Consider the following 17,096-nt stretch of genomic DNA (forward strand, 5'->3'; position numbering starts at 1 on the left):
GCCGGGGCGGGGTCCGGGGCCGGTGCGGGGCTCGTGGCCGGGCCTGGTTCCGGGCAGGAGTACGACGGTGAGGACGCCGGGCTGGACGGCGTACCGGCCGAGGACGATCCGGCTCGGGACGCCGTAGCGGCCGAGGCCGTGCCTGAGAGCCCTGTTCCGCATCCGGGCACGCCCCGTCTCTTCCTCGACCGGTTCGCCACCCCTGACGGGCGGGCGCGGTTCGTGCCCGTCGCCCATCGGCCCTCCGCCGAGGAGCCGGACGGCGAGTATCCGGTGCTGCTGACGACGGGCCGGGTGGTGTCGCAGTACCAGTCGGGTGCCCAGACCCGTCGTGTGGCCGAGCTGAACGAGGCTGCGCCGGGGCCGTTCGTCGAGCTGCATCCCCGGCTCGCGTCCCGACTGGGCGCGGCGGAGGGGGATCTGCTCGCGGTGGAGTCCCGGCGGGGCCGTGCGGTGGCGCCGGCGCGTATCACCACGGCGATCCGGCCCGACACCGTGTTCATGCCGTTCCACTGGCCGGGCGAGGGCCGCGCCAACTCCCTCACCAACCCTGCGTTGGACCCGACGTCGCGGATGCCGGAGTTCAAGGTGTGCGCGGTGCGGGTGGAGGCCGTGAAGGCGGCCGAGGGGGCGGACGGGGCGTAGGCCTTGTCGGCCGGGCGGCCCCGGGTTCGCGGCGCCTCAGGCGCGGTCGGTCCAGTCGCCGCTCTCGATGCGGCGGCCGTGTGCGCGCAGGCGGGCCTCCACCGCGGGCGCCGCCAGGTACACCCAGGCCGGGGTGCGTTGCCCGTCGTCGAGGACGACCTCGCGGCGCACGCGCGCGTACAGGTCGCGCGGGTCGCCGCCCGGTGTGCACTCCTCCAGCCGGTCCAGTTCGGCGAGGAGTTCGCCGTGGACGTCCGGGTGTGCGGTGACCAGGTCGCCGTGGACCGTGCCGCCGGGTTCCTCGACGGCGTACGGGTAGCCGGGTCCGTCGTACAGCACCGCGTCCATGAGGCGTGCGGGGCGCTCGGTGCGGATGCGCCCGCGCAGGAACGCGTCGTGGTTGCGCTGACCTGGGCGCAGGGTGCCGTAGACGAAGAACGGAAGCCTCACGGAAACGATTCTGCCTTCTCACACACCCTCCCGTTCGTGCTATGGACATGACAGGTTCGCGGGTCTTGAATCTGAGTCGCCATCAGCGCCGCCCCCACCGCCGGTGCCGCCCCCAGACCCAGCCGCGCCGACGCCATCGACAACGCCGCGTCCGTCCTCGCGGAACGCGCCGGCACCTTCGGTCTGACGGCCGGTCAGCAGACCGAGGTCCGGGACGTCATCGTCGACCCCGACGGCACCCAGCACGTCCGCTACGACCGCACCTACCGCTCGCTGCCCGTCCTCGGCGGCGACTTCGTCGTCCACCTCGCGCCCGACGGCAGCTACCGCGGCGCCTCCCGCGCCACCGAGCGTGCCGTCACCCCCGCGACCACCACCCCGGCCGTGCCCGCCCCCAAGGCCGCCGACCTCGCCGTGAACGCGCTGCGCTCCGTCAACCTCGGCGAGACGCTGCGCCGGCTCACCGCCAAGCCGGAACTGGTCGTCGACGCGCTGCACGGCACGCCCAGGCTGGCCTGGCGGACCCACGCCGTCGCCCTCGACGCGCAGGGCAACCCCGTCGCCCGCACCGTCATCACCGACGCCTCGTCCGGCGCGCAGATCGACGCCTGGGACAGCCTGGAGTCCGTCACCGGCGACGGTACGTCCCTGTACAGCGGCACCGTCCCGCTGGAGACGACCCAGTCCGGCTCGACCTACCAGCTGAAGGACCCCACCCGCGGCAACACCTACACCGGCGACGCCGCCAACAAGACCGACCTGTGCTTCTTCGGCATCTGCTTCAGCCGCGCACCTTCCACCGTCTTCACCGACACCGACAACCACTGGGGCACCGGCACGACGTCCGACCGGGCCACCGCCGCGGTCGACGCCCAGTACGGCACGAACGTCACGTGGGACTACTACAAGAACGTTCACGGCCGGAACGGCATCGCCGGCGACGGCAAGGGCTCGTACAACCGCGTCCACTACGGCAACAACTACAACAACGCCTTCTGGGACGACAGTTGCTTCTGCATGACGTACGGCGACGGTGACGGCACCACCTTCGGGCCGCTCGTCGCCCTCGACGTCGCCGGGCACGAGATGTCCCACGGCGTCACCTCCAAGACCGCCGCGCTGACCTACTCCGGGGAGTCCGGCGGGCTCAACGAGGCCACCTCGGACATCCTCGGCACCATGGTCGAGTGGTACGCCGGGAACGCCTCCGACGCCGGGGACTATCTGATCGGCGAGGAGATCGTGAAGCCCGGGTTCGGGCAGGCCGCGCTGCGGTTCATGGACAAGCCGTCGAAGGACGGGCGGTCCGCCGACTACTGGAGCAGCTCCGTCGGCAACCTCGACGTCCACTACTCGTCCGGTGTCGCCAACCACTTCGCCTACCTGCTCGCGGAGGGCAGCGGGCCGAAGACGATCAACGGTGTCTCGTACGACTCCCCGACCTACAACGGGGCGAGCGTGACCGGGATCGGGCGGGACAAGGTCGGGAAGATCTGGTACCGGGCGCTGACCGTGTACATGACCTCGTCGACGAAGTACTCGGGCGCGCGGACGGCGACGCTGAACGCGGCGAAGGATCTGTACGGGGCCGGCAGCGCGGAGTACGCCGCGGTGGCGGCGGCGTGGAGTGCCGTGAACGTGAACTGAGCGCCGCGCCCGGGGGTGCGGGGGTGCGCTTCCCCCGCGCCCCCTTTCCACCGCCAAGCCGGTGGGGAGCCTTCGCGCAGTTCCCCGCGCCCCTTCGAGGTCACCTGCGGGCCGGTGGCGGCTGGTCGCGCAGTTCCCCGCGCCCCTCGGTGGGTGACTCCGGCGGCGAGTCCGACGTAGCTGCGGACAGTCGTGCCGCGGGGGCGCGACGGGAGTCCCCCCTGCTCGAGCGAAGCCGAGAGCGGCTGCCCCTGCTGCGCCGGGTCGCAGGCCCACCCCGGTCGCGGCGCGGCGCGCGTCACTCGTTCGAACCCGGGGTTCGGCTTTCCGGGTGGTGGCGAGGGCGGCGCCCTTGACCTGCTGAAACGGCACCCGCGTCGCCCGTTCGCCGCCTTTCTGACGCCCCCTCAGCAAGCGACACCGCCCCGGTGCCACTTACCTCGGTAAGGACAGCGGCACCACCGAGGGGAGCAGCACCATGCGCCGTACCGCCCGTCTGCTGACCGGCACCGCGCTCACCGTCACCGCCGCCGCGGGCGTCATCGCGCCCGCGTACGCCGCGGACACCCCCGAGCTGGTGCTGTCCCCCGCCACGGCGGTCCCCGGCACGGACGTCAGGGTGACCACGGTGGCCTGCGGCGACGACGGTTCGGCGACCGGCGACGCCGGCGCGGTGGGGGCGGGCCGGTTCACGCTGGCGGCCACCGGTCACGGCGCGGAGGCGGCGGGCCGCTTCCGGGTGCCGCCCAGCGCCCAGCCGGGCACGTACGAGATCGTCGCGACCTGCGCCGACGGCGGCCGTGAGCTGCACGGCGACCTCGTCGTGTCGCTGAGCCCGGCGACGTCCCCGCAGGTACGGCCGCGGGGAAGTGTGAAGACGGGGGTCGGCGGCGCACTGGGCCCCGACCCCGTGCAGACCGCGGCAGGCGTGGCGGCTCTCGCCGTCGCCGCCGCGGGCGGTACCTGGCTCCTGCATCGCCGGGCGAGAGGCGACGGGATCTGACGGGCACCCTCCGCTGTCCGTCCGCCGGTACCGCAAGTCCCCTCCCCCTCCGGGTCCGACGCCCCTCGCGGCCCGGAGGGGGGCACGGGGTCTCCACCGCCCGGGAAGGGGACCGTATGCGCGGGAAGAAGCGCCGCGGCAACACCGCGATAGCCGCCGTGACCGTCGCCGCCCTGTGCGCCGGCGCCTGGCTGCTGCACGGCGCGGCCGGTGTGCACGCCCCGCCGCAGCCGTCGCCGGCCGAGGCACGCGCGGGCGGCTCCGCGGGCCGTGCGGCGCCCGCGCTGCCGCCGTCGCCGCCGGACCGTATCCGCATCCCGTCGATCCGGGTGGACGCCCCGCTGACCGGTCTTGGGCTCACCCCGGCGGGCAGTCTGGACGTGCCGCCCGCCGGGGAGAAGAACCTCGCCGGCTGGTACGAGGCCGGCACCACGCCGGGTGAGCGCGGCACCGCGATCGTCGCCGGGCATGTCGACAACGCCGAGGGCCCGGCCGTCTTCTACTCGCTCGGCGCGCTGAAGCGGGGCGCGGTGATCGAGGTCGACCGGCGTGACGGCGGCACGGCCGTGTTCACCGTGGACGCGGTCGAGGTGTACGGGGTGAAGGACTTCCCCGACGAGAAGGTGTACGGCGCGGCCGGCCGGCCCGAGCTGCGTGTCATCACCTGCGGCGGCGGCTACTCCCGGTCGACGGGCTACCAGGGGAACGTCGTCGTCTTCGCCCACCTCACGGGCTCCCGCCACTGAGCCGCCGGTCCCGCCCACCTCAAGGGCTCCCGCCACTGAGCCGCCGGTCCGTGGCCGCGCCGTCGGGGTTCCGTCCGGACGCGGCCTCCAGGACCGCGGGGAGGTCCTCCTCGGGGACCGTGCGGCGCACCGCCACCACGCGCGGGAACTCGTCGTCGTCGACGGCTCCCCTGTACTCCTGATGTACTCCTGACGCAGGCGGTGGACGGCTGCCACGAGGTCCGGTCTCGGCCGCATCCAGGCCCGTGAGACGCGGATCTGTTCGTCCAGCTGGTCCATCGACCAGCGCATCACCTCGTACGGGATGTCCGTGTGCCCTGCCTGCGGGTCGAGGCACACGGTGGGCTCCGTGCCGGCTCCTCGTCCGGGACCACCGCGATCAGGTGCGGCCCGTGCCCGGAGGTCCGGCCCAGCTCCAGATGCCAGGCGTCGTCGGGCACCGAGTCCATGGCGGTGATCGCGAAGTCACCGTCGGGGTGCGGCAGGGGCATGCCCGCATGCCGTCACCCCGGTCAGGTGTTCTCCAGATAGCGCAGCACCGCCAGGACCCGGCGGTGGCCCGTGTCGGACGGGGGCAGGTCCAGCTTGGTGAAGATGTTCGCGATGTGCTTCTCCACCGCGCGGTCGGTGACGGTGAGGGCCTGCGCGATGGCCTGGTTGGTGCGGCCCTCGGCCATCAGCGCGAGCACCTCGCGTTCGCGGGGTGTGAGGGTGTCCAGGGCGTTGCGGCGGCGGCTCGCGGCGAAGAGGCGGGAGACCACCTCGGGGTCCAGGGCGGTGCCGCCGGACGCCACGCGTTCCAGCGCGCCGACGAACTCGCCGATGTCGACGACGCGTTCCTTCAGCAGGTAGCCGAACCCGGCCGGGTCGCCGAGGAGTCGGGAGGCGTGGGTCGTCTCGACGTACTGGGAGAACAGCAGCACCCCCGTCGCCGGGTGCTCCTGCCGCAGCCGTACGGCGGCCCGTACCCCCTCGTCGGTGTGGGTGGGCGGCAGCCGGATGTCGACGACGGCCACGTCGGGTGTGTGCTCGGCGACGGCGGTGAGCAGCGTACCGGCGTCCGCGACGGCGGCGGCCACCTCGACGTGGCGCAGGCGGAGCAGTTCGGCCAGTCCGTCGCGCAGGATGGCCGAGTCCTCGGCGATGACGACCCGCATACGGCTCCCGTCCGGTCAGGCAGTGGGCAACTCCACGGTGATCACGGTAGGCCCTCCGGGCGGGCTGTCGCAGGTCATCGTGCCGTCGACGGTGCGGACACGGGCGAGCAGCCCGGTCAGCCCGGAGCCGGCGCCGATCACCGCGCCGCCGCGGCCGTCGTCGCTGACGCGGAGGTTCAGCCTGCCGTCGCGGGCGGTGACCTGGACGGCGGCGGACGTGGCGCCGCTGTGCTTGGCCGCGTTGGTGAGGAGTTCCGCCGTGCAGAAGTAGACGATGGACTCCACGGCCGGGGCGGGCCGTTCGCACAGGTCGGTGGTGAGGGTGACGGGCAGTGCGCTGTCCGCGGTGAGGGATGCCAGCGCGGCGGGCAGGCCCTCGTCGAGGACGGGCGGGTGGATGCCCTTCACCAGCCGGCGCAGTTCGGTGATGGCCTGGCCGGCGTTGCCCCGGGCGGCGTCGACGGCGGCGAGCACGCGGTCGCGGTCGGCGCCGGCGCCCACGAGTTCGCGGATGAGGGTGAGGTGCATGGCGAGGCCGACGAGGCGGGCCTGCGTGCCGTCGTGCAGATCGCGTTCGATGCGGCGCAGGGTGGCGGCGGCGTCCTCGACGGCGTGCGCGCGGGTCTCCTCCAGGGCGCGGATACGGCGTTCGTCGGCGCTCGGCCCGAGCAGCGACGCGAGCACGGCCCGGTGCGGGACGAGCGCGTGCCGCACCAGGTGGGGTGCCGCGGCGAGCAGCAGCAGGCCGAGGCAGACCGGGATCAGCCAGCGGGGCCAGGTGTCGACCTGCTGGCCGAGGAACTCCAGGGACACCTGCCGGGTCGTGCCGTCGGGGGCGCGCCGTGTCTCGTTGTTCAGCGGGGCGAGCAGTGGGTGCAGGGCGAGCAGGACGCCGTACACGTAGGCGAGGACGGCGGCGCAGGCGAGGGCCGCGGTGAACGGGGTGAGCAGGGCGCAGCCCGCCGCCCGCCGCCCGGCCCGGCCGGTGAGGACCGCGCGCCGCCAGTCGAGGGCGCCGCGGGGCCGCTGCGGCTCCGGCGCCTCGATGTCCAGGCCGAGCAGCCGGCGTACCAGGGCACGCTGTACGGCGCCCAGGGCCAGCGTGGCCCGCACGGTCGCCGCCAGCAGCCACGGGCCGAGCGCCGTCACGGACAGCACCAGCCCGGCCGCCAGCCCGGCCAGCGTCAGCAGGAACCCGGCGAGGGCGAGCGGCAGGGCGAGGACGGCGTACAGGGCGGCGGCCAGGGCGCGGGGACGGAAGGGCGCTGCGGCGAGCGCCCGCAGGCGCCGGGCGGTGTCGGCCGGGCGCGGGACGATCGGTCGTGCGAGGCGGCGCATGCCGGCCAACTTAGGCGCGCCCCGCCCACTGCCCGGGCGGGGGACACGCGGTCGTAGGGCTGCCGTCCGCCCGGTCGGCGCCCGGCACAGGCCCGGCCTGCCGGCCCGGCGAACCGCCCGCCGCCGAGGCCTCGGGGTCCCGTGCCGTCGGCCGCGCGGCGCCGTGCGCCGGGCCGAGGAGTCGTACCGCCAGGCGGGTCTGGGCGGCGGTCGCCGCGCGTACCGCCCACGGCATCAGCAGCAGCGGGCCGATACCGCCGAGGAGGGCGTGGAAGGCCCAGGCCCCGGCGAAGGTGGGCCCGCCCCACGCGGACGCCGGGTCGTCGCCCGCGCGCAGCGGCCAGGCCAGGTTCATCGGCACCAGCGACCAGCCGTACAGGGTGAGGGCGGCGACCAGCAGGTTCAGGGGGGTGGCGAGCAGGGTGTACCGCAGCGGGCCGAGGCGTGGGCCCTCCATCACGTGCACGCCGAGCAGGGTGCGCAGGGGTGCCCTCTGCCGGCCGCCGTGCGGGACCAGGCCCACGGGCAGGGCGAGCACGGCGTACGCGGTGCGGCGCCAGGTCGCGGCGGTGAACGGCTCCCGCAGGACGCGCCCCACGGTGACGCGGGCGGAGATGCCGGCCATGGGCGGCCTCCTTCCAGAAGGTGTGGTCCGGTCGTTCCACCAGCCTTCCGGGCCCGCGTGTCGTACACGATGGTGCGGCCACGGAACCCCGTGGTTCGGTCTGCCCCACCCCCCCCTGCGGCCGGCGCGGCGGGTCCCGCGTGGGCTGCCGTACCGCCTCACAGCGGGCCTCCGGCGGCCTCCGTGAACCCTCACATCCGCCGTGCGTGCCCGCTGAGGGCAGCGTTCCTCACGGGAAACAGTTGCGATGCGACCGGGAAACACCCGCACCGCACGCTCCTTTGCATGACCTCGAATACGCGTGTGGTGGTGATCGGCGCCGGCCTCGCGGGCGTCCGGCTCGCCAGGCGGCTCGGTGAGCTGGGCGTGCCCGCGCTGTGCGTCGGCGAGGAGGAGCACCGGCCGTACAACCGGGTGCTGCTCGCCGAGGTGCTGGCCGGCCGTTACAGCCCCGAGGTGATCGCCCTGCCCGCGCCGGCCGGCCTGGTGCGGGCCCGGGTGACCGGGATCGACCGCGCGGCGCGGGCCGTGACCTGCGCCGACGGCACCCGTATCGGCTACGGCACGCTGGTCCTGGCCACCGGCTCCAACCCGGTGCTGCCGCCGCTGCGCGGTCTGTTCACCCCGGACCGTGTGCTGCCGGAGGGCGTGCACGCGTTCCGCACGATGGACGACTGCCTGGGCCTGTCGAAAGCCGTCCGGCCCGGCGTGAGAGCGGTCGTGATCGGCGGCGGGCTGCTCGGGGTGTCCGCGGCCCGCGCGCTCGCCCGGCGCGGCGCGCAGGTCGTGCTCGCCCAGCAGTCCGAGCGGCTGATGGAACGTCACCTCGACCCGGACGCCTCCCGGCTGGTGCGGGAGCACCTGACGGGCCTCGGCGTCGAGGTCCACACCGAGTGCCGGGTACGTGACGTGCGCTGCGTCGGCGGCGCGGTCCGCTCGGTCGAGATGGCCGACGGGTACGCCCTCGACGCCGACCTGGTCGTCCTCGCGTGCGGGGTGCGGCCGAGGGCCGGGCTCGCCAAGGAGGCGGGGCTCGCCGTGCACAAGGGCGTCCTCGTCGACGACGAGCTGCGCACCTCCGACCCGCACATCCGGGCCGTCGGCGACTGCGCGCAGCACGACGGCACGGTGTACGGCCTGGCGGCGCCCGCGCTGGAGCAGGCCGATGTGCTCGCCGAGCTGCTGGCGGCGGAGGCCGGCGGATCCGGCGTCCTCGGGCAGGCCGGTGACGCGTCGGCCCGCTACCGCGGCACGCGCGCGTTGACCCGGCTCACGCTGGCCGGTCAGGACTGTCTGGACCTCGCCGCGTTCGGGGAGACCGTGCCCCGGCCGGGCGACGACGTCGTCCGCCTCGCCGACTCCACCCGCGGCACCTACCGCAAGGTCGTCGTCCGTGACGACCGTCTGGTCGGCGGGGTCCTCGTCGGCGAACTCGGCACCGTCGGCGCACTCGCCCGCGCCTGGGAGGGAGCAGAGCCGCTCCCCTCCGACGGCGGCCCCCTGCTCCACCTGCTCACCAACGATGGAGGCTCCTGAATGACCGCCACCCTGGGGGCCACCCCCACGATCGTGCTCGTCGGCCACGGCATGGTCGGCCAGCGCTTCCTGGAGGCGCTCGCCGAGCGCGGCCTGACCGCCACGCACCGCGTGGTCGTGCTGTGCGAGGAGCCGCGCCCCGCCTACGACCGCGTCCAGCTCACCTCGTACTTCTCCGGCCGCACCCCGGAGGATCTGTCGCTGACGGACCTGCGGTTCATCGAGGACCACGGCATCGAGCTGTACGTCGGCGACCCGGCGGAGAGCGTCGACCGGGAGGCGCGGACCGTGACCGCGAGGTCCGGGAAGGTCTTCTCGTACGACACGCTCGTCCTCGCGACCGGCTCCTACCCGTTCGTGCCGCCCGTGCCGAACAAGGACGCCGAGGGCTGCTTCGTGTACCGCACGATCGAGGACCTCCTCGCGATCGAGGAGTACGCGAAGAAGGCGCGGGTCGGCGCGGTCGTCGGCGGTGGTCTGCTCGGCCTGGAGGCGGCCGGCGCGCTCAAGGGCCTCGGTGTGGAGACGCACATCGTGGAGTTCGCGCCGCGGCTGATGCCGGTGCAGGTCGACGAGGGCGGCGGCGCGGCGCTGCTGCGCACCGTCGAGAACATGGGCCTGACCGTGCACACCGGTGTGGGCACGCAGGAGATCGTGGTCGGCGAGGACGGTGCCGTCACCGGCATGAAGCTGTCCGACGGCAGCGAACTCGCCGCCGGCATGGTGGTGTTCAGCGCCGGTGTCCGCCCCCGCGACCAGCTGGCCCGGGAGTGCGGGCTCGAGGTCGGGGAGCGCGGCGGTGTCGCCGTGGACGAGCAGTGCCGCACGGTGACCGACCCGCGGGTGTTCGCGATCGGCGAGTGCGCGCTCGCCTCGGACGGCCGGGTGTACGGCCTGGTCGCGCCCGGCTACGAGCAGGCGGCGACGGCCGCCGCGACGATCGCCGAGGACGAGGCCGCGTTCACCGGAGCGGACCTGTCGACGAAGCTGAAGCTGCTCGGCGTGGACGTGGCGTCCTTCGGTGACGCGCACGGCACCACCGAGGACTGCCTGGACGTCGTCTACTCCGACTCGCGGGCCGGCCTGTACAAGAAGCTGGTGATCGGCAAGGACGGCACGCTGCTCGGCGGCATCCTCGTCGGTGACGCGGACGCGTACGGCACGCTGCGCGCACTGACCGGTTCGGTGCCGCCGGTGTCACCGGAGTCGCTGGTGCTGCCGGCCGGTGCGGGCGCTCCCGCCCAGCTCGGCCCGTCGGCGCTGCCGGACGACGCGATCATCTGCTCCTGCCACAATGTCAGCAAGGGCACCATCCGCGGCGCGGTCACCGACCACCGGTGCACCACGGTGCCCGAGGTGAAGAAGTGCACCAAGGCGGGCACGGGCTGCGGCAGCTGTGTGAAGGTGCTGGGCCAGCTCGTCACCGCCGAACTGGAAGCGTCCGGCATCGAGGTCGACAAGGGCCTGTGCGCGTGCTTCTCGCAGACCCGTGAGGAGCTGTACGAGATCGTCCTGACGCTGCGCATCACCACGTACCAGGATCTGCTGGACCGGTTCGGCCGGGAGACGGCCCGCGGCACCGACGGCTGCGACATCTGCAAGCCGGCCGTCGCCTCGATCATCGCGTCCCTCGCCCCGACGATCGGCGCGAGCGGCTATGTCCTCGACGGCGAGCAGGCCGCCTTGCAGGAGACCAACGACCACTTCCTCGCCAACCTGCAGAAGAACGGCTCGTACTCGGTCGTGCCGCGCATCCCCGGCGGTGAGATCACCCCGGAGAAGCTCATCGTGATCGGTGAGATCGCCCGCGACTTCGGGCTCTACACGAAGATCACCGGCGGTCAGCGGATCGACATGTTCGGCGCCCGCGTCGAGCAGCTGCCGCTGATCTGGGCGCGGCTGGTGGACGCCGGCTTCGAGTCGGGCCACGCGTACGGCAAGGCGCTGCGCACGGTGAAGTCCTGCGTCGGGTCCACGTGGTGCCGGTACGGCGTGCAGGACTCCGTCCGCATGGCGATCGACCTGGAGTTGCGCTATCGGGGCCTGCGCTCCCCGCACAAGCTGAAGTCGGCGGTCTCCGGCTGCCAGCGCGAGTGCGCGGAGGCCGCGTCGAAGGACTTCGGCATCATCGCCACCGCCAACGGCTGGAACCTGTACGTCGGCGGCAACGGCGGCGCCACCCCGCGCCACGCCGACCTTCTCGCGCAGGACCTGTCGGACGCCGAACTGGTCCGCCTGATCGACCGGTTCCTGATGTTCTACATCCGCACCGCCGACCGTCTGGAGCGCACCTCGACGTGGCTGGAGCGGATCCCGGGCGGCCTGGACCACGTGCGGGACGTGGTGGTGCACGACTCGCTCGGCATCTGCGACGAGCTGGAGCGGCTCATGCGGGCGCACGTCGCGAACTACCGCGACGAGTGGGCGGAGACCATCAACGACCCGGAGAAGCTCGCCCGCTTCGTGTCCTTCGTCAACGCCCCCGACACCCCCGACCCGGTCGTGGGCTTCGTCCCCGAGCGCGACCAGATCAAGCCCGACCTGCCGCTGCTGTCCATCGGCCTGCGGCCTGCCGAAGATGTCCTGGAAGGAAGCGCCCAGCGATGACCCTGGCACTCGAGACGACCGGCCTGAAGATCCAGCTGCGCCTGGACGACGCGTGGTTCACGGTCTGCGACCTGAGCCGGCTCCTGCCCGGGCGGGGTGTGGCCGCCCTGCTGCCGTACGGCCGGCAGGTCGCCCTGTTCCGCGACCGGGCGGGCGAGCTGTACGCCATCGACAACCGTGACCCGTTCACCGGCGCGGCGGTCCTCTCCCGCGGCCTGACCGGCACCCACCAGGGCCGCCCCTATGTCGCCAGCCCGCTGCTGAAGCAGCGGTTCGACCTGGTGACCGGGCAGTGCCTGGACGACGAGACGGTACGGGTGGCGGCGTACGACGTACGCACCGCCTGAGCGGCCCGTACCGGTCGCGGAACAGGGGCGAGGGGCCCGGTCGGGGTGACGCCGGCCGGGCCCCTCGGCGTGACCGGCCGCTCGTCGCCCCGCACGAACGGCACGATCACGGTGTACGGCCTCGACGCCCACGGGCAGAGCACGGCCGTCCGTGGACCCGCGATCGCCGACAGGGCGCCGCCTCCGTCACAAAACCATCACAAGTCCCCCGCGGCGCTCCGGGAGGACTACCTTCAGCCTCCACAGCACCACACGTAAGGGGGGCAGAAGTTGACCAACCCGTACATGCAGCCGTACCACGCACCCAACGCCCCGTCCGGCCGCCCGGCCCCCCGCTGGGCACGGAAACGGTTCGTCCTGCCCGCGCTGTTCATGGCGCTCTTCCTGGGCATGGCCATCGGCGGCTCCGGGGACGGCGACGGTGACAGCAAGACGACCGACGACGCCAAGCGGGTGGCCGCCGCACCCGCTCCCACGGTCACGGTGACGGCGACCGTGACGGAGTCGGCCGCACCGCAGCCGGTGCCGACGACGACCGTCACGGCGACGGAGACGGTGGAGGTCACGACGACGGTCACAGCCCGCGCGGCCACCGGCTCGGGCACCTCGGGCGGCGGCAGCTCGTCCTCGGGCGGCGGCTCGTCCTCGGGCGGCGGCGGTTCCGTCCACTACGCCAACTGCTCCGAGGCCCGCGCCGCCGGCGACACCCCGCTCTACGCGGGCGACCCCGGCTACAGCCGCAAACTCGACCGGGACGGCGACGGAGTGGCCTGCGAGTGACGTCCCGTCAGTCCCGGCGGATCAACTCGGGGTCGATCCGCCGGCCCACCAGCGGCAGCGCACCGAGGGCCGCCACGACCACGGCGCCCACGGCGGCGGCCAGCAGCAGCGGCACGCCGTCACCGTCCCAGAACACGGCACCGCCGCCGGTGACGAGGTAACTGGACTCGGCCGCCTTCCCGGCCACGACAGCCAGCCCCAGCCCCACCCCGAGCGGCACGACGACCTGCGCGACCTGCACGGCCCGCAACGTCCGCCGCCGCGCGCCGAGCAACGACAACGCCGTCACCTGCGCCCTCCGCTCCACAGCCCGATCAGCGGCGGCAACCAGATAGGCGGCGACACCGATGACCAGGCCCAGGACCATGCCTACGGCCAGGAGGGTCTTGATGACAGCGAGCTGTCGCAGGGCTGTGATGTCGACGCCCTCCGTCTCGACTTCGAGCATCGGGTCCACCGCCGCGATGTTCTGGAGGACGGAACGCACCACGTGCGGCTCGGAGTCGCTGACGAGCAGCAACTCACCCTCGTCAGGGCGGAATCCCGTGGGAACGAGGGAGGGCGGGATGATCAGCGTGCCGCCCGAGAGAGCCGGGAAGACGGCGTCGTCCTGATAGTGCACGACGCGCTCGGGCAGGCGTACCGACACCACCCTGTGGTGGCCCTGATCGTCGACGAAGCGGAACTGAAAGGGTGTTCCGGGAGGGGCGGGCGCCTCGTTCACGCCGTGCGGCACACTCAGCAAAGCTGGCTGCCCTTCCTCACACCCCTCCAAGGCCGCCGCCATGGCGCGCAACTGTGCGCAGGAAGCGATCACCCCCTCGACCCCCAGCTCGAATTCCGCCCCGTCGTCGTCCGACCATGACGCCGTCTCCAGGACGTGCCCGCGAGTTCCTGGCACCTCACCGATCGCCCGCCGCTCTCCCTCGGTGAGGTCCCGCAGGTTCACGCGGTAGGCCTGAACGGGCGCGGTGTTCTTGGAGACCTGGTCCAGTTCGACGAGCACGCCCTGTGTCAAGGACGCGGCGAAGATGAGCACGACAAGACCGGTGGCGACGCGGAGGGGCCCGCTCGGCTCCACCTCATTGCGCCGCATGGCGAGACCCAGGCTGAGCGATCCGGTGCGCGCAGCGACTTTCCGGGCCAGGAGCCTCGACAGTGCCGGCAGCGTCAGCACCAGCCCGGCGCCGACCAGTACGACGGCCAGCGGCACGAGGATGCTGGAAAGCTTGGTGTCCGTCGGTGGGTGGCCCGCGATCCCGACCGCGCAGTACCCGGCGATGATCCCCAGACCGGGCACAAGGAGGACCAGACCCCACAGGGAGGGCGGCTTCGGTTCTGCGAAGCGGCGTACGCCCAGCGGGTCATTCGCGGCTCTCTTGGCTCCGAAGCGACTCACGAACCAGGCCAGCGCGGGGCAACCGATTAGGCAGACAAGAAGCGCGGAGACCGGCAGCGAGGCATCGGAGGGATACCAGTCGAAGCCCGGCAGCCCGATGCGGGACGCGATCTGGTTCACGACCCAGTACGTCCCGAGTCCCAGCACCGCCCCGAGCAAAGCGGCCACGACGGTCTCGGCAGCATTGACCCGCTGCAGGCCCATCCTGCTCAGACCCAGCAGACGCAACGCGGCCAATCGCCTGGCGCGAGCTGCTGCGGAGAGCCTGGCACACACAGACAGATAGACCGCCAGAGGCAGAAGGACAACACCCGCAAGCGTGAAGCGGAGGATGTCCAGCGTGGACGAATCGACAGTGGGGAAGGCCGTGCGCTCCCTGCCGAATGACGAAAGTCGGCCTCCGCGCTCGACCTCGTCCATACGCACGCCGACATAGGCGTAGAGCTCGTCGGGGTGCGCCAGCCCGGAAGCCGAGATGATGCCGGCCTCCCGTCCGGGGAGCATCTTGGCCAGTCCGGGATCCGCGCGGAGCGCCTCGTGGAGGCGGGGTGAGACATACACCTGTCCCGGAGCGGGCAGAGCCCGCAGTCCGGGCGGAGGTGCGATCGCTTTGTCGTCCTGGGCCACGAAGATCCGAGTGAGGGCTTCATCGCCGTATGGATCGACTCTGGTCAACGCGAGCCCCAGCCCGTGCCTGGCGTGGCAGGTGCCGAGACCGTTCGAGCAGTCCGGCTCACGCGACGTCTTGCGGGCGTCCTGGGCGGCGATCAGCCCCGGGATCGACAGGACGACGGCCAGGCAGCAGACTCCGATCGCACTGCCCACCACCATGAGCAGGAACCGGGTGCGGTTGCCTCTGCCGCTCCCCGTCAGGAGGCGCAATCCCAGCAGGAATTCCCTCACACCGCCTCCCGCGCCCGAGGGACGAGCACTCCGTCACACATCTCGTAGAGACTGTCCGCTCGGGAGGCGACGTGCCGGTCGTGCGTGACGAGCACCACGGCTGTACCCATGGACCGTGCGAGCGTCAGGAATTCATGCAGCACGGCCGACGCATTGCCACTGTCGAGGGAGCCAGTGGGTTCGTCGGCAAACACCACGGTCGGCTTGTGGACCAAAGCACGTGCCACGGCCACTCGTTGACACTGGCCGCCGGAGAGCTGTGACGGCCTTCGGCGGCCGAACTTGCCGAGCCCGAGCCGACCGAGCACCTCCCGGGCCTCGGCAAGGGCGGGTCCCTTGCGGTGTCCGAGCAGACGGAGCGGCAGGGCCGCGTTCTCGTCGACGGTCAGCTCCGGCAGCAGTTCGCCATATTGGAAAACGAATCCGAAGTGCTCCCGTCGGAGTGCGCAGAGGTCCTGATCGTCCATGCGTCCGAGGACGCGCCCCTGGAACCGGACCTCACCGTCGGCCACGGGCACCACTCCCGCGAGGCAGTAGAGCAACGAGGACTTCCCCGAACCGCTCTGTCCGGTGATCGCTGCGATCTCTCCGCGCCGCAGCAGCATTTCCGCATGTCTGATGGCCTGTGTCTCACCGTAGAAAAGCTCGACACCTTCAGCAGACAGCACTTCTGACGTATCGATTTCGTTTCCCTGGAAGGTGCGGGCCCAGGCACGCGCCCGGGCCTGGAAGCAGCGGTGGACTTACGCGTCGGGATGACGCGGGTTGGTATAGGTCAGCTCTTGCGAGCAGTTGTCCGGCCGGAGCGACCCCCGGTCCCTGCACGCCTTGATCTTGACGATGTGGGTGTACAGCTGCGCACCATCCCAATTCGAATGGTGCATCCACACCTTCTGCTTCTGCTTTCCGTAGTAGCGGACCCAGTCGTGGGCTTCGATGCGTACCATCATGTACACGTTGTGGCGGTCGTTCGGATCCGTGTCCGTCAGGCGCCCTTGCCATTCGAACGAGCCGTGATTCACCTGGGGCGGATTAAACCTGTACTCGCCCCACGTGAACGCCACTCCTTTGGACTCAAGCGGCTCGATCCTCGTCCCCCACGCGGCCAGCGCGGTCCCCGACGCCGACAGCAGCAGCCCTGCCGTCACCACTCCCACGAGCGCCCTTTTCATAGGTGTCCCCTCATCACGGCGACCCGACCGGTCACCAACGAGCACGCAATGTAGCGGCACGAATACGAGGCGAAACGATCTGTCCTCCCCCGCCATCCCATCAGGTGACGCCCACCCGCTGCAGAAACGTCACCGAACAGGGCAACCGCCCGGTAACCAGGTGGTGGACTCGCCGACGCCCCCGGTCGCGCCCGCCACCTCACAGCGGTTGACACAATGAGATGGAGCGCCCCTGACGGCCCTTGCTGACACGTGAGTTGAGCGTTCAGTCGGGCGTGGAGAGTTCGCCGTGGATGGTGTCGGATGAGCTGTGGGACCACCTGGAGCCGTTGCTGCCGCAGCGTGCGCGGCGCTTCAGGTACCCGGGTCGCAGGCCGCCGCCAGACCGGGATGTGTTGTGCGGGATCCTCCACGTACTGCACACCGGGATCCAGTGGGAATACCTGCCGAAGCAACTCGGTTTCGGCTCGGGCATGACGTGCTGGCGACGGCTGCGGGACTGGAACCAGGCCGGCGCGTGGCCGCGGCTGCACAAGGTACTGCTCGCCGAGCTGAACGCGGCGGCGAAGCTCGACTGGTCCCGCTGCGTGGTCGACTCCTCCCACGTCGGGGCGCTAAGACCGTGTCCTATGTGGTGAGGCGGATGAGGCGCTTGTAGCAGCACAGGGCTGCGGCGAGTCCGAGAAAGGCCAGGTAGTTGCGGGGGTTGCGTTCGTAGCGAGGGCTGAGTCGGTGGTAGCC

General features: G+C 72.2%; 15 protein-coding genes and 3 pseudogenes. 9 read left to right on the forward strand and 9 right to left on the reverse strand.

The window, feature by feature from the left end:
* Nucleotides 1-645: molybdopterin oxidoreductase family protein (locus tag MTQ10_RS16110; RefSeq protein WP_247468392.1), on the forward strand; the 645-nt coding region annotated here is incomplete at its 5' end.
* 36 nt (nt 646-681) lie between these two features.
* Here the strand turns inward: MTQ10_RS16110 and MTQ10_RS16115 are convergent.
* Nucleotides 682-1,095: a gamma-glutamylcyclotransferase family protein gene (locus tag MTQ10_RS16115; RefSeq protein ID WP_247468395.1), complete on the reverse strand. Its 414-nt coding sequence runs from the start codon at nt 1,093-1,095 to the stop codon at nt 682-684.
* A gap of 93 nt (nt 1,096-1,188) precedes the next feature.
* Between MTQ10_RS16115 and MTQ10_RS16120 the strand changes: the two are divergent.
* The 3 genes and pseudogenes from MTQ10_RS16120 to MTQ10_RS16130 all read left to right on the forward strand — a co-directional run.
* Nucleotides 1,189-2,742, forward strand: a pseudogene (locus MTQ10_RS16120) (M4 family metallopeptidase); the annotation flags it as partial.
* 478 nt (nt 2,743-3,220) lie between these two features.
* Nucleotides 3,221-3,745, forward strand: a complete 525-nt coding sequence (locus tag MTQ10_RS16125) for a hypothetical protein (protein ID WP_247468398.1) — start codon at nt 3,221-3,223, stop codon at nt 3,743-3,745.
* 116 nt (nt 3,746-3,861) lie between these two features.
* Entirely contained in the window at nt 3,862-4,491 is a 630-nt protein-coding gene (locus MTQ10_RS16130) for a class F sortase (RefSeq protein ID WP_247468401.1), read from the forward strand.
* Between the two features lie 290 nt (nt 4,492-4,781).
* Here MTQ10_RS16130 and MTQ10_RS16135 read toward each other — a convergent pair whose 3' ends face one another.
* The 4 genes from MTQ10_RS16135 to MTQ10_RS16150 are packed head-to-tail and all read right to left on the reverse strand — an operon-like array spanning nt 4,782 to nt 7,611.
* The gene (locus MTQ10_RS16135; protein WP_247468404.1) at nt 4,782-4,982 is read right to left on the reverse strand and encodes a hypothetical protein; all 201 of its coding nucleotides are present in this window, start codon (nt 4,980-4,982) and stop codon (nt 4,782-4,784) included.
* A gap of 21 nt (nt 4,983-5,003) precedes the next feature.
* A complete protein-coding gene (locus MTQ10_RS16140) occupies nt 5,004-5,648 on the reverse strand; it encodes a response regulator transcription factor (RefSeq protein WP_247468407.1) in 645 nt (214 codons plus the stop codon).
* A 15-nt stretch (nt 5,649-5,663) separates the two neighbouring features.
* Nucleotides 5,664-6,986 carry a sensor histidine kinase gene (locus MTQ10_RS16145; RefSeq protein ID WP_247468410.1) on the reverse strand — a complete coding sequence of 441 codons (1,323 nt, stop codon included), beginning with the start codon at nt 6,984-6,986 and terminating at the stop codon, nt 5,664-5,666.
* A 10-nt stretch (nt 6,987-6,996) separates the two neighbouring features.
* Entirely contained in the window at nt 6,997-7,611 is a 615-nt protein-coding gene (locus tag MTQ10_RS16150; RefSeq protein ID WP_247468433.1) for a hypothetical protein, read from the reverse strand.
* 285 nt (nt 7,612-7,896) lie between these two features.
* Between MTQ10_RS16150 and MTQ10_RS16155 the strand changes: the two genes are divergently transcribed.
* The 4 genes from MTQ10_RS16155 to MTQ10_RS16170 all read left to right on the forward strand — a co-directional run bounded on the left by MTQ10_RS16155 (nt 7,897) and on the right by MTQ10_RS16170 (nt 12,881).
* A complete protein-coding gene (locus tag MTQ10_RS16155) occupies nt 7,897-9,147 on the forward strand; it encodes an NAD(P)/FAD-dependent oxidoreductase (RefSeq protein WP_247468428.1) in 1,251 nt (416 codons plus the stop codon).
* A complete protein-coding gene (gene nirB, locus MTQ10_RS16160; RefSeq protein WP_247468413.1) occupies nt 9,148-11,754 on the forward strand; it encodes a nitrite reductase large subunit NirB in 2,607 nt (868 codons plus the stop codon). It abuts the gene before it with no gap.
* Nucleotides 11,751-12,101 (forward strand): nitrite reductase small subunit NirD, encoded by a 351-nt coding sequence (nirD, locus tag MTQ10_RS16165; protein ID WP_247468416.1) that lies wholly within the window; start codon nt 11,751-11,753, stop codon nt 12,099-12,101. The genes nirB and nirD overlap by 4 nt, the downstream gene beginning before the upstream one ends.
* A 270-nt stretch (nt 12,102-12,371) precedes the next feature.
* Complete coding sequence (locus MTQ10_RS16170) at nt 12,372-12,881, forward strand: excalibur calcium-binding domain-containing protein (protein WP_374117617.1); 510 nt, start codon at nt 12,372-12,374, stop codon at nt 12,879-12,881.
* Nucleotides 12,882-12,888: 7 nt separating this feature from the next.
* On the opposite strand, the gene MTQ10_RS16175 is transcribed toward MTQ10_RS16170, so the two are convergent.
* The 3 genes from MTQ10_RS16175 to MTQ10_RS16185 all read right to left on the reverse strand — a co-directional run bounded on the left by MTQ10_RS16175 (nt 12,889) and on the right by MTQ10_RS16185 (nt 16,355).
* Nucleotides 12,889-15,183 (reverse strand): FtsX-like permease family protein, encoded by a 2,295-nt coding sequence (locus MTQ10_RS16175; protein WP_247468418.1) that lies wholly within the window; start codon nt 15,181-15,183, stop codon nt 12,889-12,891.
* Nucleotides 15,180-15,851, reverse strand: coding sequence for an ABC transporter ATP-binding protein (locus tag MTQ10_RS16180; RefSeq protein ID WP_247468421.1), 672 nt, complete (start codon nt 15,849-15,851; stop codon nt 15,180-15,182). The genes MTQ10_RS16175 and MTQ10_RS16180 overlap by 4 nt, the downstream gene beginning before the upstream one ends.
* Before the next feature lie 75 nt (nt 15,852-15,926).
* Entirely contained in the window at nt 15,927-16,355 is a 429-nt protein-coding gene (locus MTQ10_RS16185; protein ID WP_247468422.1) for a hypothetical protein, read from the reverse strand.
* Between the two features lie 293 nt (nt 16,356-16,648).
* On the opposite strand from MTQ10_RS16185, the pseudogene MTQ10_RS16190 reads away from it, so the two are divergent.
* Nucleotides 16,649-16,972, forward strand: a pseudogene (locus MTQ10_RS16190) (transposase); the annotation flags it as partial.
* Nucleotides 16,973-16,982: 10 nt separating this feature from the next.
* Here MTQ10_RS16190 and MTQ10_RS16195 read toward each other — a convergent pair.
* Nucleotides 16,983-17,096: pseudogene (locus MTQ10_RS16195) on the reverse strand (IS5/IS1182 family transposase); the annotation flags it as partial.

It is taken from the genome of Streptomyces sp. XM83C (assembly GCF_023072675.1).
GTDB classification, from domain to species: Bacteria; Actinomycetota; Actinomycetes; order Streptomycetales; family Streptomycetaceae; genus Streptomyces; species Streptomyces thermocoprophilus.

Bases quoted from the DNA above. Each gene is read 5' to 3' on its own strand.
- MTQ10_RS16125 (WP_247468398.1), top strand. From the start codon at position 3,221: ATGCGCCGTACCGCCCGTCTGCTGACCGGCACCGCGCTCACCGTCACC.
- MTQ10_RS16130 (WP_247468401.1), top strand. From the start codon at position 3,862: ATGCGCGGGAAGAAGCGCCGCGGCAACACCGCGATAGCCGCCGTGACC.
- MTQ10_RS16135 (WP_247468404.1), bottom strand. From the start codon at position 4,982: ATGCCCCTGCCGCACCCCGACGGTGACTTCGCGATCACCGCCATGGAC.
- MTQ10_RS16140 (WP_247468407.1), bottom strand. From the start codon at position 5,648: ATGCGGGTCGTCATCGCCGAGGACTCGGCCATCCTGCGCGACGGACTG.
- MTQ10_RS16145 (WP_247468410.1), bottom strand. From the start codon at position 6,986: ATGCGCCGCCTCGCACGACCGATCGTCCCGCGCCCGGCCGACACCGCC.
- MTQ10_RS16150 (WP_247468433.1), bottom strand. From the start codon at position 7,611: ATGGCCGGCATCTCCGCCCGCGTCACCGTGGGGCGCGTCCTGCGGGAG.
- MTQ10_RS16155 (WP_247468428.1), top strand. From the start codon at position 7,897: ATGACCTCGAATACGCGTGTGGTGGTGATCGGCGCCGGCCTCGCGGGC.
- nirB (WP_247468413.1), top strand. From the start codon at position 9,148: ATGACCGCCACCCTGGGGGCCACCCCCACGATCGTGCTCGTCGGCCAC.
- nirD (WP_247468416.1), top strand. From the start codon at position 11,751: ATGACCCTGGCACTCGAGACGACCGGCCTGAAGATCCAGCTGCGCCTG.
- MTQ10_RS16185 (WP_247468422.1), bottom strand. From the start codon at position 16,355: ATGAAAAGGGCGCTCGTGGGAGTGGTGACGGCAGGGCTGCTGCTGTCG.